General features: G+C 54.1%; 19 protein-coding genes and 1 pseudogene. 5 read left to right on the top strand and 15 right to left on the bottom strand.

Translation table 11 applies throughout. The annotated features are described in order from the left end of the window. Window positions 1-56 precede the first annotated feature (56 nt). Together tpiA and H0247_RS18745 are read right to left on the bottom strand one after the other, a co-directional pair. Entirely contained in the window at window positions 57-824 is a 768-nt protein-coding gene (gene tpiA, locus H0247_RS18750; RefSeq protein ID WP_039350140.1) for a triose-phosphate isomerase, read from the bottom strand. Between the two features lie 179 nt (window positions 825-1,003). Beyond that, entirely contained in the window at window positions 1,004-1,603 is a 600-nt protein-coding gene (locus H0247_RS18745) for a YiiQ family protein (RefSeq protein ID WP_180743882.1), read from the bottom strand. Between the two features lie 278 nt (window positions 1,604-1,881). Between H0247_RS18745 and H0247_RS18740 the strand changes: the two genes are divergently transcribed. Beyond that, a complete protein-coding gene (locus H0247_RS18740) occupies window positions 1,882-2,304 on the top strand; it encodes a DUF805 domain-containing protein (RefSeq protein WP_180743881.1) in 423 nt (140 codons plus the stop codon). A 17-nt stretch (window positions 2,305-2,321) separates the two neighbouring features. On the opposite strand, the gene fpr is transcribed toward H0247_RS18740, so the two are convergent. The 4 genes from fpr to H0247_RS18720 all read right to left on the bottom strand — a co-directional run bounded on the left by fpr (window position 2,322) and on the right by H0247_RS18720 (window position 6,911). Then, the gene (gene fpr / locus H0247_RS18735) at window positions 2,322-3,068 is read right to left on the bottom strand and encodes a ferredoxin--NADP(+) reductase (RefSeq protein WP_180743880.1); all 747 of its coding nucleotides are present in this window, start codon (window positions 3,066-3,068) and stop codon (window positions 2,322-2,324) included. A 175-nt stretch (window positions 3,069-3,243) separates the two neighbouring features. Beyond that, window positions 3,244-4,254, bottom strand: coding sequence for a class II fructose-bisphosphatase (gene glpX, locus H0247_RS18730; protein WP_180743879.1), 1,011 nt, complete (start codon window positions 4,252-4,254; stop codon window positions 3,244-3,246). Window positions 4,255-4,506: 252 nt separating this feature from the next. Further along, on the bottom strand, window positions 4,507-6,018 hold the full coding sequence (glpK, locus tag H0247_RS18725; protein ID WP_180743878.1) for a glycerol kinase GlpK: 1,512 nt from the start codon (window positions 6,016-6,018) through the stop codon (window positions 4,507-4,509). A gap of 53 nt (window positions 6,019-6,071) precedes the next feature. Beyond that, complete coding sequence (locus H0247_RS18720; RefSeq protein ID WP_180743877.1) at window positions 6,072-6,911, bottom strand: MIP/aquaporin family protein; 840 nt, start codon at window positions 6,909-6,911, stop codon at window positions 6,072-6,074. Window positions 6,912-7,502: 591 nt separating this feature from the next. Here H0247_RS18720 and zapB point away from each other — a divergent pair. Continuing rightward, a complete protein-coding gene (gene zapB, locus H0247_RS18715; RefSeq protein ID WP_180743876.1) occupies window positions 7,503-7,742 on the top strand; it encodes a septal ring assembly protein ZapB in 240 nt (79 codons plus the stop codon). Between the two features lie 257 nt (window positions 7,743-7,999). Here the strand turns inward: zapB and rraA are convergent, their stop codons facing one another. The 7 genes from rraA to priA form a co-directional block, all read right to left on the bottom strand. Then, a complete protein-coding gene (rraA, locus tag H0247_RS18710) occupies window positions 8,000-8,485 on the bottom strand; it encodes a ribonuclease E activity regulator RraA (RefSeq protein ID WP_180743875.1) in 486 nt (161 codons plus the stop codon). Between the two features lie 133 nt (window positions 8,486-8,618). Then, a complete protein-coding gene (locus H0247_RS18705; protein WP_180743874.1) occupies window positions 8,619-9,536 on the bottom strand; it encodes a 1,4-dihydroxy-2-naphthoate polyprenyltransferase in 918 nt (305 codons plus the stop codon). Between the two features lie 145 nt (window positions 9,537-9,681). Further along, a complete protein-coding gene (gene hslU / locus H0247_RS18700) occupies window positions 9,682-11,013 on the bottom strand; it encodes an HslU--HslV peptidase ATPase subunit (protein ID WP_010299298.1) in 1,332 nt (443 codons plus the stop codon). A gap of 9 nt (window positions 11,014-11,022) precedes the next feature. Further along, window positions 11,023-11,553: an ATP-dependent protease subunit HslV gene (hslV, locus tag H0247_RS18695; RefSeq protein ID WP_005973334.1), complete on the bottom strand. Its 531-nt coding sequence runs from the start codon at window positions 11,551-11,553 to the stop codon at window positions 11,023-11,025. An 83-nt stretch (window positions 11,554-11,636) separates the two neighbouring features. Next, window positions 11,637-12,542, bottom strand: a complete 906-nt coding sequence (gene ftsN, locus H0247_RS18690; RefSeq protein ID WP_180743873.1) for a cell division protein FtsN — start codon at window positions 12,540-12,542, stop codon at window positions 11,637-11,639. 89 nt (window positions 12,543-12,631) lie between these two features. Further along, a complete protein-coding gene (gene cytR / locus H0247_RS18685) occupies window positions 12,632-13,675 on the bottom strand; it encodes a DNA-binding transcriptional regulator CytR (protein WP_180743872.1) in 1,044 nt (347 codons plus the stop codon). A gap of 288 nt (window positions 13,676-13,963) precedes the next feature. Next, on the bottom strand, window positions 13,964-16,162 hold the full coding sequence (gene priA, locus H0247_RS18680) for a primosomal protein N' (RefSeq protein WP_180743871.1): 2,199 nt from the start codon (window positions 16,160-16,162) through the stop codon (window positions 13,964-13,966). Between the two features lie 273 nt (window positions 16,163-16,435). Here priA and rpmE point away from each other — a divergent pair, with 273 nt between their 5' ends. Further along, window positions 16,436-16,651: a 50S ribosomal protein L31 gene (rpmE, locus tag H0247_RS18675; RefSeq protein ID WP_136157145.1), complete on the top strand. Its 216-nt coding sequence runs from the start codon at window positions 16,436-16,438 to the stop codon at window positions 16,649-16,651. Between the two features lie 126 nt (window positions 16,652-16,777). Here rpmE and H0247_RS18670 read toward each other — a convergent pair. Further along, window positions 16,778-17,059 (bottom strand): annotated as a pseudogene (locus tag H0247_RS18670) (type II toxin-antitoxin system HicB family antitoxin); the annotation flags it as partial. Between the two features lie 217 nt (window positions 17,060-17,276). Beyond that, window positions 17,277-17,594, bottom strand: a complete 318-nt coding sequence (metJ, locus tag H0247_RS18665; RefSeq protein ID WP_180743870.1) for a met regulon transcriptional regulator MetJ — start codon at window positions 17,592-17,594, stop codon at window positions 17,277-17,279. 187 nt (window positions 17,595-17,781) lie between these two features. Between metJ and metB the strand changes: the two genes are divergently transcribed. Continuing rightward, complete coding sequence (gene metB, locus H0247_RS18660; RefSeq protein WP_180743869.1) at window positions 17,782-18,942, top strand: cystathionine gamma-synthase; 1,161 nt, start codon at window positions 17,782-17,784, stop codon at window positions 18,940-18,942. 2 nt (window positions 18,943-18,944) lie between these two features. Continuing rightward, the gene (locus tag H0247_RS18655) at window positions 18,945-21,380 is read left to right on the top strand and encodes a bifunctional aspartate kinase/homoserine dehydrogenase II (protein ID WP_180743868.1); all 2,436 of its coding nucleotides are present in this window, start codon (window positions 18,945-18,947) and stop codon (window positions 21,378-21,380) included. Window positions 21,381-21,570 lie beyond the last annotated feature (190 nt).

Here is a 21,570-nt window from a genome sequence, read left to right as displayed (position 1 = left end):
TTGAAGAGGTGGATTTTTACTGGACGAACAGATGTCCGTCCGTTTTCTGTCAATGCTTAGCCACGTTTCGCGTCGGCGGCGGCCTTCACGATAACGGCAAAGGCGTCGGCTTTCAGTGATGCACCGCCAACCAGCGCGCCGTCGATGTCCGGCTGGGTGAACAGCTCTGCGGCATTTGCTGCATTCACAGAACCGCCGTACTGGATGATAACTTGTTCAGCAACCGCGGCATCTTGCTTGGCGATATGATCGCGGATGAATTTGTGAACGGCCTGCGCTTGCGCAGGGGTCGCAGATTTGCCGGTACCGATAGCCCATACTGGCTCGTAGGCGATAACGGTGTTTTCAAACGCTTTCGCGCCCAGCGTGTTCAGCACAGCATCTAACTGGCGTGCACATACCGCTTCCGTTTGGCCTGCTTCGTTTTCTGCTTCGGTTTCGCCAATGCACAGCACCGGAATCAGGCCCGCATCTTTCAGCACGCCAAATTTCTTCGCAATAAATTCGTCGCTTTCTTTGTGGTAGGTGCGGCGCTCAGAGTGGCCGATGATGATGTATTTCGCGCCGATATCTTTCAGCATCTCGGCAGACGTCTCGCCGGTGAAAGCGCCGGAAAGGTTCACGTCTACATTCTGTGCGCCCAGCGCAATGCGGCTGCCAGCCAGTTGGTGATTAGCTTGATCGAGATAGAGAGCAGGTGGTGCAATCGCTACGCCACAGCCGTCAACGGTGCTGAGTTCTTTACGCAGACCCGCGATCAGTTCGTTGACCATGTGAGTGCTGCCGTTCAGCTTCCAGTTACCCATAACTAATGGATGTCGCATCTTTTTTCCTCCAGCCGGAATCGCGAATGAATCAAAGCATTAATAAGTAAAGTTTAATAAATCAATGCGTTAGTGAATCTACGCATAAATTTTACTGCCGTCAGGCAATATGACCTGCCCACAGTATAGAGACGAAATGTGACCGTGGCTCTGTTTTTCGTCATGAATTACCGTGTTGATCACGGTTCAGATAGCGTTAGCTTAATCGGTTCAACAGCAAAAGTTAGCCCTTTTTCGCCATCATCTGCAACAACATAACGCAAGGCGCCTTCCGTTTGCGGATAAAAGCGCTTTCCTTTGCCCTTTTCCAGCAGTTCGGTGACTTTTTTCACGCTCTGTTCTTCCGTCAGCGATGGGGCGAACGTGCGTGCCAGCGCGGCCATATAGTCGATAGCCTGCTTACGACGCGCAGCGGTCTCTTGATCGCTATGTGGCTGCGGTAGCCAGGTGATTTGCAGCGTTTTGATTTTCCCGGTGCCTTTTTCCAGCGCGGTTGAAGCATAGAGGTGGTCGTTGATACGGCTGGCGGCACGAGTCAGCATACTGGTGATATTACCGGTGTCGACAACCCGAAATTCACCGATTGGCAGCGTTGGGTTACTCAGGTTGTAGCGGGAACGGAACTGCGTGATGGTTTGATCGAAGGTTGGAGCACCGGCCAGCAGGTACGGCGCATTGGCTGAGGGCTTGGGCGGGAACGTCGGATCGGCTCCCGCGTGGGTCTGGTACAGCACCAGCGATGATAAAACCAACAGTGAAGCGATGCGTTTTCGTGTCATAGGGATTCAGGTTAGCCACATTTATAAAATGTCTAGGTCAATAACGGCGGAATACGTTTGATTAAAGCGGCATTTGTACGTCGTTGTCAAAACAAGTACGTCGTTGTCAAAATAACTACGTCGTTGTCAAAATAACTACGTCGTTGTGAGAAATCGCACGTGGCTGACAAAAATCGCGTAAAGATTGCGGGCAACTGTCTCGGTTGAGGTAAAATCAGCCAGCGTAAAATACAGATTAATTCGGTCAGACAGGCCGATAATTCAGGACGTTATCGTTAATGACATTACAGCAATGGTGCTTCTCGTTTAAAGGCCGCATTGGCCGTCGTGATTTCTGGCTTTGGATGGCCATTTGGGTCGCGCTGATGGCGGTGCTGTTTACGCTATCCGGCCAAAGCTGGCTGGATACGCAATCGACGGCGTTTGGTTTGGTGGTATTGCTGTGGCCGACGGCGGCGATTATGGTGAAACGGCTGCACGACCGCAATAAGAGCGGCTGGTGGGCGCTGCTGCTAGTGGTGGCGTGGATGTTGGCTTCGGGGAACTGGACGATGTTCTCATCCATCTGGCAGTGGGGACTTGGCCGTTTCTTGCCGATCCTGATTGTCGTGATGACGCTGCTCGACTGCGGCGTTTTTCTCGGCACAAAAGGGGAAAACCGCTTTGGCGCAGCGGCGGAGCCGTTTCGCTTCCGCCGCTAATTAAAATAACCGGTTGTTTACCAATAGTTTTCGGCAGTCATATGACCGGGTCTGCGGCGCAGGTGCTTGGTCATTTGCCGTTCTTCTTTCAGCAACAGCTGGGTGTCGCGTACCATCTGTGGGTTGCCGCACAGCATGACGTGGCTGGTTGCCGCATCCATCGGCAAGCCCACGGCAGCTTCCAGCGAACCGTTGCTGATAAGCTGAGGAATGCGGCCTGTCAGCGACCCCGCTTCCTCTTCCCGGCTGACTACCGTTTGAATACGCAGCTTGCCGTGGTAGCGCTGCTGTAATTGCTGCATTAGCGGCAGATAGCTCAAATCGTGTGAGAATCGAGCGGCGTGAACCAGCACGATGTTCTTAAAGCGCTCCAGATCCTTACCTTCCTGAAGAATGGAAAGATACGGTCCAATGCCTGTCCCAGTTGCCAGCATCCACAGCGTTTCACAATCAGGAACCTCTTCCAGCACGAAAAAGCCGGCAGCTTCTTTGACGATCAGGACATCTGAGCCCGGCTGTAGCGCATGCAGGTGAGGACTGAGCTTGCCTTCGGGCACCGTCACCAGATAGAACTCAAGCGTGGGATCGCTGGGCGCATTCACGTAGGAATACGCGCGCTGCACTTTCTCACCCTCAATCTCCAGTGCCAGTTTGCCATATTGCCCAGCAGTGAATGCATCGGTGGGCGCATGAACTCGAATGCTAAACAGACTTTCTGTCCAGTTTTCCACCTGAACCACTTTGCCTGTCACCCATTCAGCCATATTTTTCTGCTCCTGTTGTACCCGTCATACTTCAAGCTGCATGTGCGTTGTTCAAAACGATAACGTTTTGTCCTGCAACTCGAATTATTTAGGGTATCGACGCCAATATTCGTGCATCTACGATACGCCATTTATTAACAACTGTGAAACAATCAGTCTGCCGATCGGTGGTCAGCTACAGCAGGAACTCGTGCAGAGTGCGATCCTTGCGATCCAGATAGTGCGTCGATTTAATCCGGCGGATCGTGCGGGATTTGCCACGGATCAGCAGCGTTTCTGTGGTGGCCATGTTGCCTTTACGCGCGATCCCGTCCAGTAAGTCACCTTTGGTGATGCCGGTCGCGGAGAAAATCACGTTATCGTTACGCGCCATATCATCAAGCTTGAGAACATCGCCGGCTTCGATGCCCATTTGACGGCAGCGTGCCAGCTCATCTTCACCGATACGGCGGTTTTCAGCGCTATCGCCTTTAACCTGATGACGTGCCAGCAAACGTCCTTGCATGTCGCCATCAAGCGCGCGGATAACTGCTGCTGAAATCACGCCTTCTGGCGCGCCGCCGATGCCGTACAGCACGTCAACTTCGCTCTCCGGCATGCAGGTGAGAATGGATGCGGCCACGTCGCCGTCTGGAATGGCGAACACTTTCACGCCCAACTGTTGCATTTCCGCGATGCAGGCATCGTGGCGCGGTTTAGCCAGTGTCGTCACGGTTAACTGGCTGAGCGGTTTGCCCAGCTTCAGTGCGATATTACCCAGGTTGTCTGCCAGCGGTAGGTTGAGGTCAATCGCGCCTTTCGCTTCAGGCCCGACGATCAGTTTTTCCATATACATGTCTGGCGCGTGCAGAAATGCGCCTTTTTCGCCAACGGCCAGCACGGCCAGCGCATTCGCCTGACCCATTGCCGTCATCCGCGTGCCTTCAATCGGATCGACGGCGATGTCTACGGCATCGCCCTTGCCAGTGCCGACCTGCTCACCGATGAACAGCATAGGTGCTTCGTCAATTTCCCCTTCGCCAATGACGATCTGACCGTTGATATTGACCTGATTCAGCATGATGCGCATCGCTTGTACGGCGGCATTGTCGGCGGCATTCTTGTCGCCACGACCTAACCACTTATAGCCTGCCAGCGCGGCTGCTTCGGTGACGCGCGAGAACTCGATGGCTAATTCACGTTTCATAAATACCTGTCTGTTGTCGTTCGGGAAAGGAGTGGCCTTATGTTAGTCACTTAAGCCTGAATTTTAGGGGAAACGCGGTGATGAGGTTCCCGCAGGGATGCCTCGCACCGTGGTCGCCCCGGTATCTCGGTTCTTAAACGAGCAACATTAGGATGTGGCTGCGATTTTATCACAACGGGGGAGCGTGGCGGTTGAGCGGGAGGGAAAAAACGGGCGCGACAAACGCGCCCGATGTTGATATTTGTGGCTGGATTAAGCGTCGTGATCTTCCCAGTTACGGGCACGCGCCACGGCTTTCTGCCAGCCGCTGTAGCGATAGTTTCGCTCCACCGTTTCGATGCTGGGGCGGAATTCGCGCTCGATTGTGGCTTTGCTCTTCACTTCGTCCAGATCGTTCCAGAAGCCCGTCGCTAAGCCCGCCAGGAAAGCGGCACCCAGCGCGGTGGATTCACGCACTTCCGGGCGTTCCACGCGCGTGCCAAGAATATCGGACTGGAACTGCATCAGGAAGTTGTTGGCGACCGCACCGCCGTCGACACGCAGCGCTTTCAGGCGGGTATCGGCGTCTGCCTGCATGGCATCCAGTACGTCGCGGGTCTGAAAGGCGATGGATTCCAGCGTCGCACGGATGATGTGGTTCGCGTTCACGCCACGGGTCAGCCCGAAGATCGCGCCACGGGCATATGGGTCCCAGTAAGGGGCGCCCAGACCGGTGAAAGCGGGTACGACATAGACGCCGTTGGTGTCCTTCACTTTTGTTGCGAAGTATTCGGAGTCCATTGAGTCGCCGATCAGCTTCAGCTCGTCACGCAGCCATTGGATAGATGCGCCGCCAACGAACACCGAGCCTTCCAGCGCGTAGTTAACTTCGCCGCGTGGGCCGCAGGCGATGGTGGTCAGCAGGCCGTGTTTGGATAGCACCGCTTCTTTACCGGTATTCATTAGCAGGAAGCAGCCGGTGCCGTAGGTGTTTTTCGCCTGCCCAGGGTTAACACAGAGCTGGCCGTACAGCGCCGCCTGCTGGTCGCCCGCGATACCGGCGATAGGAATACGTGTGCCGCCTTTACCGCCAATGTTGGTCTGGCCGTAAACTTCTGAAGACGCGCGTACTTCCGGCAGCATCTCACGCGGGATATCCAGCGCTTCCAGCATGCGGGTATCCCATTCCAGCGTATGAATGTTAAACAGCATGGTGCGGGAAGCGTTGGTGTAATCCGTGACGTGAACACGCCCCTGCGTCATTTTCCAAATTAGCCAAGTATCAATCGTACCAAACAGCAGTTCGCCGCGTTTGGCGCGTTCACGAGAGCCTTCAACGTGATCCAGAATCCATTTCACTTTGGTACCGGAGAAGTAGGGGTCGACCACCAGTCCGGTGGTGTTGCGAACGTACTCTTCCAGACCGTCTTTCTTCAGTTTTTCGCAAATGTCTGCGGTACGACGACACTGCCAGACAATGGCGTTATAAATCGGTTTGCCGCTCTCTTTTTCCCAGACGACGGTGGTTTCACGCTGGTTGGTGATACCAATGCCCGCGACTTCATCCGAGCTGATGTCGGCTTTAGCCAGCACTTCGATCAGCGTGGAACTTTGTGATGCCCAAATCTCCATCGGGTCGTGTTCTACCCAGCCCGCTTTTGGATAGATCTGAGTGAATTCACGCTGCGAGACGCTCACGATATTGGCGTCGTGATCCAGCACGATGGCGCGGGAACTGGTTGTGCCCTGATCAAGTGCGACAATGTATTTTTTTTCCGGGTTCATAAATCCAATCCTGTAATGATTAACCGTGAAATAGGATGGTCGTGGCGTTAAGTTTAATGGCTTTCACGACGTGTGGTAGTTTCTGCCTCGGGTTCGCAGACATCGCATGGCAAATTACGGCCAATCAGTGCGCGATAACCGAAGGCGCCCAGACAGGCACCGATAATGGGGCCGAAAATAGGAACCAGAAAATAAGGAATGTCACGCGCGCCAGTAAAGGCGACCTTGCCCCAGCCCGCTAGGAAAGCGAACAGCTTAGGACCAAAGTCACGCGCCGGGTTGAGGGCGAAGCCGGTCAGCGGCCCCATGGACGCCCCGATGACAGCAATCAGAATACCGATCAGCAAGGGAGCGAGCGGCCCGCGTGGGATGCCGTTACCATCGTCGGTGAGCGCCAGAATCAGACACATCAGGATGGCAGTGATGACGGTCTCAACCAGCAGCGCCTGCATGACGGAAATATGCGGGTTCGGATACGTTGAGAAAATGCCCGCTAAACTCAGGCTTTCCGTACTGCCGCGCACCATGTTGTTGGTCTGCTCAAAATCTACGAACAGATTGTGATAAAGACCGTAGACCAGTGCGGCGGCACAAAATGCCCCGGCAATCTGCGCCAGAATGTAAGGCACCACCTTGCGCCCATCGAAGCAGGCAAACAGCCACAGCGCGATGGTAACGGCTGGGTTGAGGTGGGCACCGGAAATCGCGGCGGTTAGGTAGATTGCCATCGCCACCCCCAGCCCCCAAATGATGCTGATCTCCCACTGTCCGAAGCTGGCTCCCGCCAGTTTCAATGCGGCGACGCAGCCGACACCGAAGAAAATCAGCAGGCCAGTGCCGAGAAATTCGGCAATACACTGGCCTTTTAGCGTTGAACGTTCTGCTTGGCTCATATTTTTTCCTGCTAGGTAACGTACAGAGTTTTAGGTCTAAGGATACCGTTGGGGGCATCCTCTGTTTTAAATGTATTTATGATGTGAATTTATCGTTAATGCTCGAAATCGAGAAATATCGAAATTAAAATGTGTGTTGTTCGTCAAAAAAATGAGCGAATTCGCTTATAAAATGGCTCATGGTGGTTTTTTGTCCACCGCTGAGAGTAACGCTCAGGTTAAATTTATTAACACCATAGGAGTAATGAGGAAGCGAACAGGAGTCGTTTTCAGTCTATGCCACTCGCTTTTTCCGTTTATGCAGCTTGTTTTTCAACTCGCGTTGCCCGTTTTTCGGTTTGTACTGCCCGTTTTTCGGTTTGTACTGATAGTGTTACGTTAGAAAAGCTGCCACACTCGTGTAGTGGGGGATGTGCGCTAGACAGGTGGCGGTTGGCTACATACAATTTCGCTATGGTCTGTCTTGCCAGCCGTCCTGCGGTCAGGATTATGTTTACGGGCGGATGGCGACACCGTTGGGTGTTGGTTACAGAGTCCGAAGGCCAGCGTTAACCGATCTTTGCCTTGTTGCGATTAAAAGGGGTTTGAAGAATGTCATTTGAAGTGTTTGAAAAGCTGGAAGCGAAAGTTCAGCAGGCGATTGATACCATCACGCTGTTGCAAATGGAAATTGAAGAGCTGAAAGAGCAGAACAACGCGCTGTCGCAGGATGTTCAGGCGGCAGCTAGTTCACGTGATGCGCTGGTGCGCGAGAACGAACAGTTGAAAGAAGAGCAAGTGGTATGGCAAGAGCGCTTACGCGCGCTGTTAGGCAAAATGGAAGAAGTCTAATAGGGCTTTTGACAGCCTAAGAAGCCTGTTTCACTGAAGTAGAACGGTGATAATGGGATACAAGAGTAAAGCGTCCGCGCCATGGACAAAAGCGTCAGTGACGCTTTTGAACGTCGCTTGCGACGGCCCTGTAAGGGTGAATCTCAGGATGAGATTCATATTGCGCGGCTCGAGGGTACAAGGATGTATTTACCACATCTTTACGATCTACCCATTATCATCGCTCGACGCCATCAATCCCTGACAATTCAACGCTATTATTCAATATCCAGTGGGTCTTCCGCCAAAATAATACCGGTGTTGTCGGCATACAAATGGTCACCGGAGAAGAAGGTCACGCCACCGAAGTTGACGCGAATATCGCTTTCGCCGATGCCTTCGCTACTGGCGCCGACCGGAATGGCTGCCATCGCCTGAATACCGATATCCAGCTCAGCCAAGTCGTCAACCTGACGCACCGCGCCATAAACGACAATGCCTTCCCATTCGTTTTGCGTCGCCAACCGAGCGATTTCCGCGTTGATCAACGCGCGGCGCACGGAGCCCCCGCCATCGACCAGAAGCACGCGCCCCAGGCCGTTCTCTTCAAGGAGATCGAACAGCAGGCCGTTATCCTCAAAACATTTCACCGTGGTGATTTTGCCACCAAATGAAGTACGCCCGCCAAAGTTAGAGAACAGAGGTTCAACAACATTCACCTCTTCGTGGTAGATATCGCACAGTTCGGAAGTATCGTATTTCATAGGATTAACGTCTGTTTGCCGCCGGAATCATGAGTATATCCCTTTCTGGCGGCTGTTGGCAAAATCATCAAATGTTAACTTGATGCGCATCAGTAAATACGCACCACTTTTCGCCCGCCTCACTTGACCCGCACTAACTCAGTATCACACCCACGGCGAACAGAATGTTGGTCAGCAGCGCGCCTTTCACCGTTTTTTCCAGCATCGGACGCATGCTGAATGCGCTGGTTTCACGCAGCACATAGCACGCCTGCTTAATCAGCAACGGGAGCGTCAGAATAAAGAGCCAACCCGCTAGGCTGTGCAGATAAAACGTGGCAAACAGACCGAGACAAACCGGCGCCAGTAACAGCAGCATCGTGTGGTAGAAACGCGCTTTTTCCGCGCCGAGGCGCACCGCCAGCGTGTTCTTGCCACTGATGCGATCGTTGTCGATATCACGCAGGTTATTGATGTTCAAGACCGCTGTCGCCAACAGACCGCAGGCCGTGGCAGGTAGCATCACGATACTGTCGAAGTGGCCAGTTTGCAGATAATACGACCCGGCGACGCTGAGCCAGCCGAAAAAAATCAGCACCGAGATATCGCCGAGCCCAATGTAACCGTAGGGCTTGTTACCGACGGTGTAGGTGATGGCGGCGAAAATCGCCAGCAGTCCTAAAATCAGGAAACCAAAGATATCCGCCGGCTTTTCACACGCCAGAATCACCAGGCTCACGCCGGAAATAATGGTGAGCACCACCGTCACGATCAGCGCATTACGCAGTTGCACCAGTGTAATGGCACCGGTCTGGATACCGCGCAGCGGCCCGATACGATCCGCGGTATCGCTGCCTTTTACCGCATCCCCATAGTCGTTCGCCAGATTGGAAAGGATTTGCAGCAGTCCGGCGGTCAACAACGCCAGTAATGCTACGCCTGGTTTAAAGCTGCTATGCCAGCTTGCAATCGCCGAGCCAGTGACGATAGATGCGAAAGCGAGTGGCAACGTTTTTGGACGCAGACTATCCAGCCAGGCTTTGGTTTTGCTGCTATGGGTTGATAAGGTCATGGTGCGCTTCAATTTTTATTGACGATCCAATTGCGTGAATCATCCGTTTATAAACAAGAAAAGTCAGTGATGGCGGTGTCAGAAACAAAAGTGGGAGGCCAACGCCTCCCACTTTATCGTTAATCGTGCGATCCGCGAAAACGGATTATAAGATAAATCGACTCAGATCTTCATCTGCTACTAATTCATCCAGATGATTACGTACGTAATCTGCGTCAATGGTAACGCTTTGACCGTTCATTTCGCTGGCGTCGTAAGACACGTCTTCGATCAGACGCTCCATCACGGTATGCAGACGGCGTGCGCCGATATTCTCGGTGCTTTCGTTTACCTGCCAGGCTGCTTCGGCAATACGGCGGATGCCATCGGCCGTGAACGAAATATCCACACCTTCCGTCGCCATCAGCGCTTTGTACTGCTCGGTCAGCGAGGCGCTCGGTTCGGTCAGGATGCGCTCGAAATCTTCCGTCGTCAGCGCCTGCAATTCCACGCGAATCGGCAGACGTCCCTGCAATTCAGGAATCAGATCGGACGGGCTGGCAACCTGGAACGCACCGGAGGCGATAAACAGGATGTGGTCGGTTTTGACCATACCATGTTTGGTGGACACGGTGCAGCCTTCAACCAGCGGCAGCAGATCGCGCTGAACGCCTTCACGGGACACATCCGGACCGGAGCTTTCACCACGCTTACAGATCTTGTCGATCTCATCAATGAAGACGATACCGTGCTGTTCAACGGCCTCAATCGCCTGCTGTTTCAGCTCTTCCGGGTTCACCAGCTTGGCGGCTTCTTCTTCTATGAGCAGTTTGAAGGCGTCTTTGATTTTGATCTTGCGGGCTTTCTGCTTTTGGCCTGCCAGATTCTGGAACATGGACTGGAGCTGATTGGTCATCTCTTCCATGCCCGGCGGTGCCATGATCTCGACGCCAACGGGGGCGGCAGCCAGATCGATCTCGATCTCTTTGTCGTCCAACTGGCCTTCACGCAGTTTCTTGCGGAATGCCTGACGTGCAGCGGAAGGTTCTGGTGTGCTTTCCGCCTGCCCCCAGTTGTTTTTTGCTGGTGGAATCAGTACATCCAGAATGCGGTCTTCTGCCATCTCTTCCGCACGGAAGCGGTTTTTTTCGATAGACTGAAGGCGCACCATCTTGATCGCAGAATCCGTCAGATCGCGGATGATGGAGTCAACTTCTTTACCGACATAGCCCACTTCGGTGAATTTGGTGGCTTCCACTTTGATGAACGGCGCGTTGGCGAGTTTCGCCAGACGGCGAGCAATTTCGGTTTTACCCACGCCGGTCGGACCGATCATGAGAATATTTTTAGGCGTCACTTCATGACGGAGTGCTTCGTCCAACTGCATACGGCGCCAGCGGTTACGCAGCGCGATGGAAACGGCGCGTTTTGCTTTATGCTGGCCGATGATATAGCTATCGAGTTCGCTGACTATCTCGCGCGGGGTCATTTCAGACATAGTTGATCCTTACGCCTTGGAGGCTAATTCTTCTATCGTGTGGAACTGGTTGGTATAGATACAGATGTCGCCCGCAATTCCCAGAGATTTTTCGACGATATCACGCGCACCCAGCTCGGTGTTTTCCAGTAAAGCGCGTGCGGCGGCCTGCGCATAAGGACCGCCGGAGCCGATAGCGATCAGATCGTTTTCAGGCTGCACGACATCGCCATTACCGGTAATGATCAGAGAAGCATTTTCGTCTGCGACGGCCAACAGGGCTTCTAGTTTGCGTAGCATACGGTCGGTACGCCAATCTTTCGCCAGCTCGACGGCGGCTTTCACCAGATGGCCCTGGTGCAATTCCAGCTTGCGTTCAAAAAGCTCAAAAAGGGTGAAGGCATCCGCCGTGCCGCCTGCGAAACCGGCGATGACGCGGTCATGGTAGAGGCGGCGTACCTTACGCACGTTGCCTTTCATCACGGTGTTGCCCAGAGTGGCTTGTCCATCACCGCCAATGACCACCTGGCCGTTGCGGCGTACGCTTACAATTGTTGTCACGAGTCAGTCCCCGTTTGAAGAAAAAGATCCCCGCATGATTCGGGGCACATTGATGTTATAGATGGGGGAAGGCGTGGGGTTTTTCAACCCCCGCTGGCAAGAGGAATACAGTTTGATGCGCCCGCGCTCTTCAGGCGTTGGATCATGCTATCCGCAGCAGCACGGTTGTTGTAAGGCCCCAGCATAATGCGGTTCCAGCCACCGTTGGAGGTGATACGGCTTTCGATACCGGCAAACGCCAGTTGCGCTCTCACCGATTCGGCAGGATCCAGGGTTTTGAAGGAACCACACTGAATCGCCCAACGTTGGTTTTTTTCGACTTTTGGCGCTTCAGGCTGCTTGATCGGCTGTTGCTTCGGCGCATCCTGTTTTGGCGTTTCCTGTCTTGCAATGTCTTGCTTTGGAATCTCTTGCTTTGGAATATCTTGCTTTGGAACAACAGGCGTCGTTTGCGTGATAGTCGGTGCCCGCGTGGTAGGCTGTGTCATCACGACAGGCGGCTGCTGCATCGGTTGTGTCGACGGCTTGATCGTCACCTGAGAGCGCGGAACCTGCGTCTGGTCGTTATACGGCACCTCGGAAAGCTGCGTTGGCTGACGACGCATATCAGACTGCATCTGCTCCAGCAGTTGGCGCTGTTCATCCGTCAATTGCACTGGCGATTGAATCTCGCCGCCCGCAGAAGGCTCCGTTGGCGTCGTGACGCCCAACTGACGGTTTTCCAGTTCTTTGATGTAGCGCCAGCGTTCTTCCGGTTTAGGTGGCAGCCCGTTACCTTTGCCTGCATTCTGATGCGGCAGGACGGGGGACTCGTCGGGTTTATTATGGGCGATAAAGTACAGACCGCCCGCGAAGGTGACCAAAACGGCAACAGCCAGTGCGATCATCGTTTTTGATGCACCTGAAGCCTTGCCTTTTTTCCGGCTATTTGTCGTTTTCCGACGCGTCCCTGATGAACGTCCTCGGCTCACGTAGTCTTTTTGTGCCACGGTTGTTTCGCTGTGAATTGATTAGGGAATTAACATAATTAGGGAGTCATGTTACTGAACCCTCAAATATTTGACCAGCACCTGAAGTCTTAAAGCCTGTTACGGGCGTAATTCGGCGCAGCGACGCTGTCGCGTATGACCAGTTCACTGGACAACAGGCGGGAGCCGCTTTGTACTGTGTTACCTTGCAACTGCTCTAAGAGTAACAGCATTGCCTCGCGTCCGATCTGATAACGCGGTTGGGCGACAGACGTCAGCGGAGGCCAACTGTATTTCGCCTGTTCAATATCATCGAAACCGACGACGGAAAGGTCGCGCGGGATAGCCAGTCCCATCTTTCTGGCCTGCGCCAGCACGCCCAGCGCCATAAGATCGCTATGACAGAAAATCGCGCTGGGTGGCTGTGGGTGCTGCATCAGCGCAATCAGGCCATTCATTCCGGTTTCGTAGGTGAAATCACCGCGAAAGATATACTGATTATCGATAAGAATCCCGTTGCGCCGCAGGGCCTGAATATAGCCCTGTAGGCGATATTGGCTCAGGTGCATGTGCTCTGGGCCGGCAATACAGGCGATGCGCTGATGACCCGCCTGATGCAGATAATGTACGGCTTCAAAGGCGGCGGTCAGGTTATCGATATGCACGGTGGGCAGAGCCAGATCCGGTGAAAACTCATTCGCCATCACCATTGGCGGCAGATTACGCTGCTCTTCTTGCCCTGCGTCAAACGGCAGATTGGAACCGAGTAACAGCATGCCGTCGATCTGCTTGGTAATAATCAGATCGACGAAGGTTTTTTCTTTCTGATGCTGGTGGGCACAGTCGCCAATCAACACCAGATAGCCGTGTTCGGCTGCCGTTTCCTCGATCCCGCGAAATATTTCAGAGAAATAAGGATCGCAGATATCTGGGACTATCGTCAGGATCGTACGTGACTCGTTACGCTTGAGGTTCCTGTTGAGCGCGTGGGGCGAATAGCCAACGGCGATGACGGCCTGCTCGACCTTCCTGCGGGTGGTCGCAGAGACTTTTTCTGGGTTCATTAACGTTCGGGATACGGTCGCGGTGGAAACGCCTGCTTCATCCGCCACGTCTTTCATCGTCGCCGTGGTGACGCCTTTCTTCTGCTTCAACGCTTTTCTCCTTGCGTCAGCGTTAACTGGCGCTGACTGTCAGCAGAACGCTCCTGCCTGCTGACTCTCTATGATGACGGGTAATGCTTTTCGGCGCGGTATACCGACTGAGTGGCACGGTATGTCAGTACATGACCAGCCTCAGCATACTGCCTGCGCCGACAGTGATAACAGATTGAGAGCAGGTTTTGTTGCTTAATTTGCACAGAAAGTGTGATGAATATCGTGTTCTCGACGCCGCTCGCAAAAAAAGCGCGGCCAAAAAAAAAAATGATCTAATAGGAAGCGCTAACCGTCCGTGGGGTCGACATCCAGCATCCATTTCACTTTGCGTGCCTGCGGCAGCGTGCCGATCAGCGCCATTGAAGTTCTGACCAGTTTTTGTAATCGCGCTCGGGAAGGGTGCTGTAGCAAGAGCTGCCAGCGGAAGCGCCCCGCACGTTTTGGCTGTAAAGCAGGGACGGGGCCCAATAGCCAGAGTGATTCATCCCGCAGCGGGCTCGCTTCCAGTAAATTACGCAACTGCTGGAGGAATAACGCGGCCTGCTGATTATCGTGATCGTCAGCGCGGAAGAGGATATGGCTGGTAAACGGCGGCAGAAAAACGCTTTTCCGCTCGGTAAGTGCTTGACTGGCAAAGGCATCGTAGCCCTGTTGTAGCAGCGTTTGTAATAGCGGGTGATCAGGGTGATGCGTTTGTAACGCCACTTCGCCCGCCTTGCCTGCACGCCCCGCACGACCCGCCACTTGAGTATAGAGCTGGGCAAAACGTTCTGCGGCGCGGAAGTCGGCAGAAAACAGCGAACCGTCCACGTCCAGCAGGGCAACCAGCGTTACGTCTGGGAAGTGATGGCCTTTCGCCAACATTTGTGTGCCGATGAGAAGACGTGCGCCACCTTGCCTGACCTGCGAGAGCTGCTGCTCAAGTGCGCCTTTACGGCTGGTGGTATCACGATCGATGCGGGTGATCGGAACATCGGGAAATAGCGGGGCAAGGCTTTGCTCCAACTGCTCGGTGCCCAGACCGACGGGTACTATATTCGTTGAACCGCAACTGGGGCACTGTTGTGGCACCGGACGCTGGCTGTCGCAGTGGTGGCAGCGCAACATTTTCTGATGCTGGTGGTAGGTATAGTAGTGATCGCAGCGCTGACATTCGGCAATCCAGCCGCATTCGTGGCACATCACTACGGGAGCGAACCCGCGCCGATTAAGGAACAAAATGACCTGATTATCGTTTGTCAGATGGTGGCGAATGCGGGTAATCAGCGGCTGGGATAATCCCGCCGTCAACGGCAGTCCTTTCAGATCGATAACGTGCTGTTTGGCCAATGCGGCATTGCCCGCTCTTTTGGTCAGATTCAAGCGTCGATACTTGCCGATCTGGACGTTATACAGCGTTTCCAGCGCGGGCGTCGCCGTTCCCATGACGATAGGAATGTCTTCTTCTTTGGCACGGAACACTGCCAAGTCGCGAGCGTGATAACGCCAGCCTTCCTGTTGTTTATAGGAGCTGTCGTGTTCTTCATCAATCACGATCAGCCCCAAACGGGCAAAGGGGGTAAATAGTGCCGATCGTGTCCCGATGACGATGGCAGCCTCGCCGCTGCGGGCGCGTAGCCAGACGGCAAGGCGTTCGCTGTCGTTGAGTGCCGAGTGCAGGACATCCACCGGCGCGTTAAAGCGTTCGCGGAAGCGGGCGATAGTTTGCGGCGTCAGGCCAATTTCCGGTACTAACACCAGCGCTTGCTTGCCCTGCGCCAGTACGTTTTCCAACACACTGAGATAGACTTCGGTTTTGCCTGAACCTGTGATACCCGCAAGCAACCAAGCGGCAAAGTGATTATCTTCGCTACGAATAGCGCCAACGGCGGTAGCCTGTTCGGTGTTCAGACGCAGCCGGTCAGTTGCCAGACTAAAGCTTTGACGCCAGTCATGGAGCGTTTGCTCGGCGGCCTGCAATTCGCACAGCCCTTTGCTGCGCAGTGCCTGTAATACCGTTTCCGTCAGCCCGATTTCGTTCACTTGATGGCGATAAATTGGCGACTGAAGTAAGGCGGCCAGCGCCTGCTGCTGCTTCATGGCGCGTTTGAGCGTGCTGAGCGGCGTCGCTCGGCCTTGTTCGGTGGCAAACCACTGCCAGAGTGGGGCGCGGTGTGCGGGTTTTCCCTGACGCAGGAGGATCGGCAACGCGTGGAACAGCACTTCGCCAATCGGATAGTGATAATACTCAATGGCCCACAGCAAAATGCGCCACAGGCTGGGGGGGAACAGCGGCTGCTCGTCCAGCACGTCATGCACAGGTTTTAATTGCTCAAGCGGAAGTTCGCTGGTGTCGCTCAGCGCGGTAATAATGCCGATCGCTTTACGGTTACCAAAGGAGACGCTGACGCGCGCGCCAACCTGCGGAGTGATACCTCCCGCGGGTAGCAAATAATCGAATGTACGTGCCAATGGCACGGGCAAAGCGACCTGAGCGACAGACATAACTTCTCCGTGATAGTCGACGTAGATTGGCGCGGCGATCAATGACACAGCCGAGCGGTCTGTATCATGCGCGACGCAGGGTGAAAATAACGCAAGGCGCTAGTGTACATGCTGCGAGGGATAATGTGTGGATGCGATTGCATCAGGGTAGCGGATTCTGTATGATCCGCCGCCATTGTGCCGTTTGCATAATGAAACTTACTTATACAACTTTCGTGTGGTGTCTGGCGGAACAGGGCTGGATAGCGACACGGCCTTAACTGAGGTTTCCCCATGAAAAAAGGTATTCACCCGAATTACGTTGAAATTACTGCGACTTGCTCTTGCGGTAATGTGATCAAAACCCATTCTACTGTGGGTCATGACCTGAACCTGGACGTTTGTGGCGCCTGCCACCCGTTCTACACCGGTAAGCAACGTGTTGTTGATACTGGTGGCCGTGTTGAGCGCTTCAACAAGCGTTTCTCCGTTCCAGGCAGCAAAAAATAAGTTTTACTGGCCAACGGACATCGTCCTTTTTGGCATAGTAACTTTCGACAAAGGCACCGACAGGTGCCTTTGTTGTTTCTGGCGTGCCAGCATTGTTCATCAAGAAATTGTTCATCGAGAAATTGTTCACCGAGAAGACGAGATTCGCTCTAATGTCGCCTGTGCGAGAAAACCCGAACGACTTTTAAATTCAGGACTACTCGCTACGCAACGATCAATTCGGTCAATCAGCGATTTAGGCAGCGTGACGTTAATTTTTTCTGAACCGCCCATTAAACGCGTCACATCGATATCAACAATCGCCCACGTATACCCAGCGTATTCTGCGCTTTTTGCCAACTGGCCTACTGACGACACGGTGGGAATATCCTGACCCATCTCTATCAGCAGTTCGATATGTCCGGTAAGGCCTTGATTTCTGCTATTAACGTCCTGCTATCCATCCCTGCACCCCGCAGCCCTTTACTACGATAACGATAACCCCAGCTGGCAATATTTTGGAGTGGAAGCGCGAACGGCGGAGATTCAGGTTAATGAGGAGTGATGTGTTGAGCGGGACTCTCTGCATAGCAAAACCCCGCCGGGGGAGGCGGGGTTAGCAAGAAAATCGATAGTGCAAACGCGATCAGTATTCCCACGTATCTGGGTCGATACCCATTTCACGCATGATGACTTTCGCAGCTTCAGGAATTTCATCACCGCGTTCTTTACGCAGGTCTTCGTCGTTCGGCAACGGTTGGCCCGTGAACGCGTGCAGGAACGCCTCACACAGCAGCTCGCTGTTGGTGGCATGGCGCAGATTGTTCACCTGACGACGCGTGCGTTCGTCAGTCAGTATCTTCAATACTTTCAGCGGGATAGATACTGTTATCTTCTTGACTTGCTCGCTTTTTTTACCGTGTTCAGCGTAAGGGCTGACATACTCGCCGTTCCACTCAGCCATGGGATACCTTAAAAATTAATCTAATGAAGACAGCATCTGTCATGAAATGCCACGATTCTAACGGTTATTCTGCCCGTGCTCAATCTATACGCAAAGAGGTTTAGATGTCTAGATGTGTTGACGTCTATTAGATCTGCGTTTACTCTTAAGTTCCTCTCTTTTCAGTCTCCAGCCAGGAAATGAACCGATGACGCGTAAACAGGCAACGATCGCAGTCCGCAGTGGGTTAAATGATGACGAACAGTACGGTTGCGTCGTCCCCCCCATTCACCTTTCCAGCACGTATAACTTCACCGGATTCAACCAGCCACGCGCGCATGACTATTCGCGTCGCGGCAACCCCACGCGTGATGTCGTACAACGTGCGCTTGCCGAACTGGAAGGCGGCGCGGGTGCGGTAATGACGAGCAGCGGGATGTCAGCGATTATGCTGGTTTGCACGGTGTTCCTGCGTCCTGGCGATCTGCTGGTTGCGCCACATGATTGCTACGGCGGCAGCTATCGTCTGTTTGATAGCCTGAGCAAGCGCGGTGCGTTTCGCGTCAAATTTGTCGATCAAAGTGATACCGATGCGCTCAATGCGGCATTGGCAGAAAAGCCGAAGCTGGTGCTGGTGGAAAGCCCAAGTAATCCGTTGCTGCGCGTTGTCGATATTGCCGCGATTTGTCAGGCTGCGCGGGAAGCGGGTGCGGTTAGCGTAGTGGATAACACTTTCCTGAGCCCTGCGCTGCAAAAGCCGCTGGAATTGGGTGCTGATCTGGTGGTGCATTCCTGTACCAAGTACCTGAACGGCCATTCTGATGTCGTCGCGGGTGCCGTGATTGGCAGAGATGCCGATACCATGACCGAACTGGCTTGGTGGGCGAACAACATCGGTGTCACGGGAGCGGCATTTGACAGCTATTTGCTGCTGCGCGGTCTGCGTACGTTGGCGCCGCGTATGGCCGCCGCGCAGCGTAACGCGCAACAAATCGTTGAGTTTTTGCAGACTCAGCCATTGGTGAAAGCGCTATATCATCCTTCACTGCCGAACAATCCCGGCCATGATATTGCCCGCCGTCAACAATCTGGTTTTGGCGCTATGCTAAGTTTTGAGTTGGATGGGGATGAAGACACCCTGCGTCGTTTTCTGGCGTCGCTGGAGCTGTTCACGCTGGCGGAATCGCTGGGCGGGGTTGAGAGCCTCATTTCTCATGCCGCAACGATGACGCATGCGGGTATGGCGCCAGAAGCACGTGCTGCGGCGGGTATCTCTGAGACATTACTGCGTATTTCCACTGGTATTGAAGACGGTGATGATCTGGTTGCCGATCTGGATCGTGCGTTTCAAGCCGCAGCCAAGAGGTAAGAATGAGTGCATTAGGAGTAGCGCCATCGGTAACGGGCCGACAACTGCATAAGTTTGGCGGTAGCAGTCTGGCCGATGTGAAGTGTTACCTGCGCGTAGCCGGTATTATGGCGGAGTATAGCCACCCCGGTGATTTGATGGTGGTGTCTGCTGCGGGCAGTACCACAAACCAACTGATTAGCTGGTTGAAACTCAGTCAGAGCGATCGTCTGTCGGCGCATCAAGTTCAGCAGGCGTTACGCCGTTATCAAAGTGAGCTGATCGCCGGCCTCCTGCCTGCGCAAGCGGCAGAAGCGCTGACCGCCCAGTTTATTCGCGACCTGGAGCGTTTGGCTACGCTGTTGGATGGCAAGATTACCGATGCCGTTTACGCCGAAGTGGTTGGGCACGGTGAAATTTGGTCGGCTCGTCTGATGTCCGCTGTACTGAATCAGTTGGATATGAATGCGGCCTGGCTGGATGCGCGCGATTTTCTCTGCGCGGAACGTGCCGCGCAGCCGCAGGTTGATGAAGGCCGTTCCTGGCCGCTGTTGCAGCAATATCTGACGCAACATGTAGGGCAGCGCTTGGTGGTAACCGGTTTTATCTGCCGTAATGAAGCGGGTGAAACGGTGCTGCTGGGGCGCAATGGAAGTGACTACTCTGCTACGCAAATTGGTGCGCTGGCGGGGGTTGAACGTGTGACTATCTGGAGCGACGTCGCTGGGGTTTATAGCGCCGATCCGCGCAAAGTGAAAGATGCTTGCCTGCTGCCGCTGCTGCGTTTGGATGAAGCCAGTGAACTGGCGCGTCTGGCTGCGCCGGTACTGCATACGCGTACCTTGCAGCCCGTTTCCGGTAGCGATATCGACTTACAACTGCGTTGCAGTTATCAGCCTGAACAGGGGTCGACGCGTATCGAACGCGTGCTGGCCTCAGGCTCGGGCGCCAAAATTGTCACCAGCCATGATGACGTGTGCCTGATTGAAGTTCAGGTTCCTTCAGAACACGATTTTGCGCTGCTACAAAAAGAAGTCGAACAGCTTCTGAACCGTGCGCAGTTGAAACCGTTGGCAATCGGCGCTCATCAGGATCGTAACCTGCTGCAACTGTGCTACACCTCCGAAGTGGTGGATAGCGCGCTGCAACTGCTGGCACAGGCTGCGTTACCCGTTGAACTCAACCAGCGTGACGGACTGGCAATGGTCGCGATGGTCGGTGCAGGCGTGGGTAAAAATCCGCTGCATAGCCACCGGTTCTATCAGCAGTTGAAAGATCAGCCGATTGAATTTGTCCGCCAGGCCGATGATGGCATCAGTCTGGTGGCGGTGCTGCGTGTCGGTCCAACGGAACACTTGATTCGCGGGCTGCACCATTCACTATTCCGTGCAGAGAAGCGCATCGGTCTGGTGCTGTTCGGCAAAGGAAATATTGGTTCACGCTGGCTGGAGCTGTTTGCGCGTGAGCAGAGCAATCTGTCTGCACGTACCGGCTTTGAGTTTGTTCTGGCTGGCGTGGTGGACAGTACGCGCAGCCTGCTGAACTATGATGGGTTGGATGCCAGCCGGGCGTTGGCCTTCTTTGAAAGTGAAGCGCAGGAGCGGGATGGTGAAGATCTGTTCCTGTGGATGCGTGCGCACCCCTTCGATGATTTGGTGGTGTTGGACGTCACCGCCAGTGATTCCGTCGCCGATCTGTATCTGGACTTCGCCAGCTATGGTTTCCACGTCATCAGCGCCAACAAACTGGCCGGTGCATCCGGTGGCAATAACTATCGCCAGATCCGCGATGCGTTCGCGAAAACGGATCGCCACTGGTTGTATAACGCGACCGTCGGCGCAGGGTTGCCGGTCAACTTTGCGGTGCGTGATCTGCGTGAAAGCGGCGACAGTATTCTGGCGATTAGCGGGATTTTCTCCGGCACGCTCTCCTGGTTGTTCTTGCAGTTCGATGGCACTGTACCGTTCACCGATCTGGTCGATCAGGCTTGCCAGCAGGGGTTGACCGAGCCGGATCCACGCGTTGACCTCTCTGGTCAGGACGTCATGCGCAAGCTGGTGATTCTGGCGCGTGAGGCGGGCTATGACATCGAACCTAGTCAGGTTCGGGTTGAGTCGCTGGTGCCGCCGGGTTGTGAACAGGGTTCCGTCGATTACTTCTTCGAGAATGGCGATTCGCTGAACGAGCAGATGCTGCGCCGTCTGGAAGCGGCACAGGAGATGGGTTTGGTTCTGCGTCATGTCGCACGCTTTGACAGCAACGGTAAAGCGCGCGTGGGCGTTGAAGCCGTTCGCCCCGATCATCCTCTGGCGTCGCTGTTACCGGGTGATAACGTATTTGCGATAGAAAGCCGCTGGTATCGGGATAACCCGCTGGTTATTCGTGGGCCGGGGGCGGGGCGCGATGTTACGGCAGGTGCGCTTCAGTCTGACCTAAACCGTTTGGCGCAGTTACTGTAGAATCTTCTGTAATCGCGGCAGCATTGTTGGCCATCTCCACACAGTGGGAGATGGCCAATACTCCAGATACATTTTCCCGTTTTTCTGTTCGCCAAAAATGTCCCCCGTCATCCTCCTCGTAAGCCGTGTCATTGAAATGTCATGATGACAACACGCCACTGACACGATCTCACCGCACAATCGGCGCATT

Origin of the sequence: Pectobacterium sp. CFBP8739, from assembly GCF_013449375.1 — a bacterium.
Classification (GTDB): domain Bacteria; phylum Pseudomonadota; class Gammaproteobacteria; order Enterobacterales; family Enterobacteriaceae; genus Pectobacterium.
The sequence above is the reverse complement of the archived record's forward strand: the minus strand, read 5'-3'. Positions and strand labels throughout refer to the sequence as shown.

Bases quoted from the DNA above. Each gene is read 5' to 3' on its own strand.
- zapB (WP_180743876.1), top strand. From the start codon at position 7,503: ATGTCATTTGAAGTGTTTGAAAAGCTGGAAGCGAAAGTTCAGCAGGCG.
- rpmE (WP_136157145.1), top strand. From the start codon at position 16,436: ATGAAAAAAGGTATTCACCCGAATTACGTTGAAATTACTGCGACTTGC.
- tpiA (WP_039350140.1), bottom strand. From the start codon at position 824: ATGCGACATCCATTAGTTATGGGTAACTGGAAGCTGAACGGCAGCACT.
- hslU (WP_010299298.1), bottom strand. From the start codon at position 11,013: ATGTCTGAAATGACCCCGCGCGAGATAGTCAGCGAACTCGATAGCTAT.
- metJ (WP_180743870.1), bottom strand. From the start codon at position 17,594: ATGGCTGAGTGGAACGGCGAGTATGTCAGCCCTTACGCTGAACACGGT.
- glpX (WP_180743879.1), bottom strand. From the start codon at position 4,254: ATGAAACGTGAATTAGCCATCGAGTTCTCGCGCGTCACCGAAGCAGCC.
- H0247_RS18720 (WP_180743877.1), bottom strand. From the start codon at position 6,911: ATGAGCCAAGCAGAACGTTCAACGCTAAAAGGCCAGTGTATTGCCGAA.
- H0247_RS18745 (WP_180743882.1), bottom strand. From the start codon at position 1,603: ATGACACGAAAACGCATCGCTTCACTGTTGGTTTTATCATCGCTGGTG.
- fpr (WP_180743880.1), bottom strand. From the start codon at position 3,068: ATGGCTGAATGGGTGACAGGCAAAGTGGTTCAGGTGGAAAACTGGACA.
- H0247_RS18740 (WP_180743881.1), top strand. From the start codon at position 1,882: ATGACATTACAGCAATGGTGCTTCTCGTTTAAAGGCCGCATTGGCCGT.
- rraA (WP_180743875.1), bottom strand. From the start codon at position 8,485: ATGAAATACGATACTTCCGAACTGTGCGATATCTACCACGAAGAGGTG.
- H0247_RS18705 (WP_180743874.1), bottom strand. From the start codon at position 9,536: ATGACCTTATCAACCCATAGCAGCAAAACCAAAGCCTGGCTGGATAGT.
- H0247_RS18655 (WP_180743868.1), top strand. From the start codon at position 18,945: ATGAGTGCATTAGGAGTAGCGCCATCGGTAACGGGCCGACAACTGCAT.
- metB (WP_180743869.1), top strand. From the start codon at position 17,782: ATGACGCGTAAACAGGCAACGATCGCAGTCCGCAGTGGGTTAAATGAT.
- glpK (WP_180743878.1), bottom strand. From the start codon at position 6,018: ATGAACCCGGAAAAAAAATACATTGTCGCACTTGATCAGGGCACAACC.
- priA (WP_180743871.1), bottom strand. From the start codon at position 16,162: ATGTCTGTCGCTCAGGTCGCTTTGCCCGTGCCATTGGCACGTACATTC.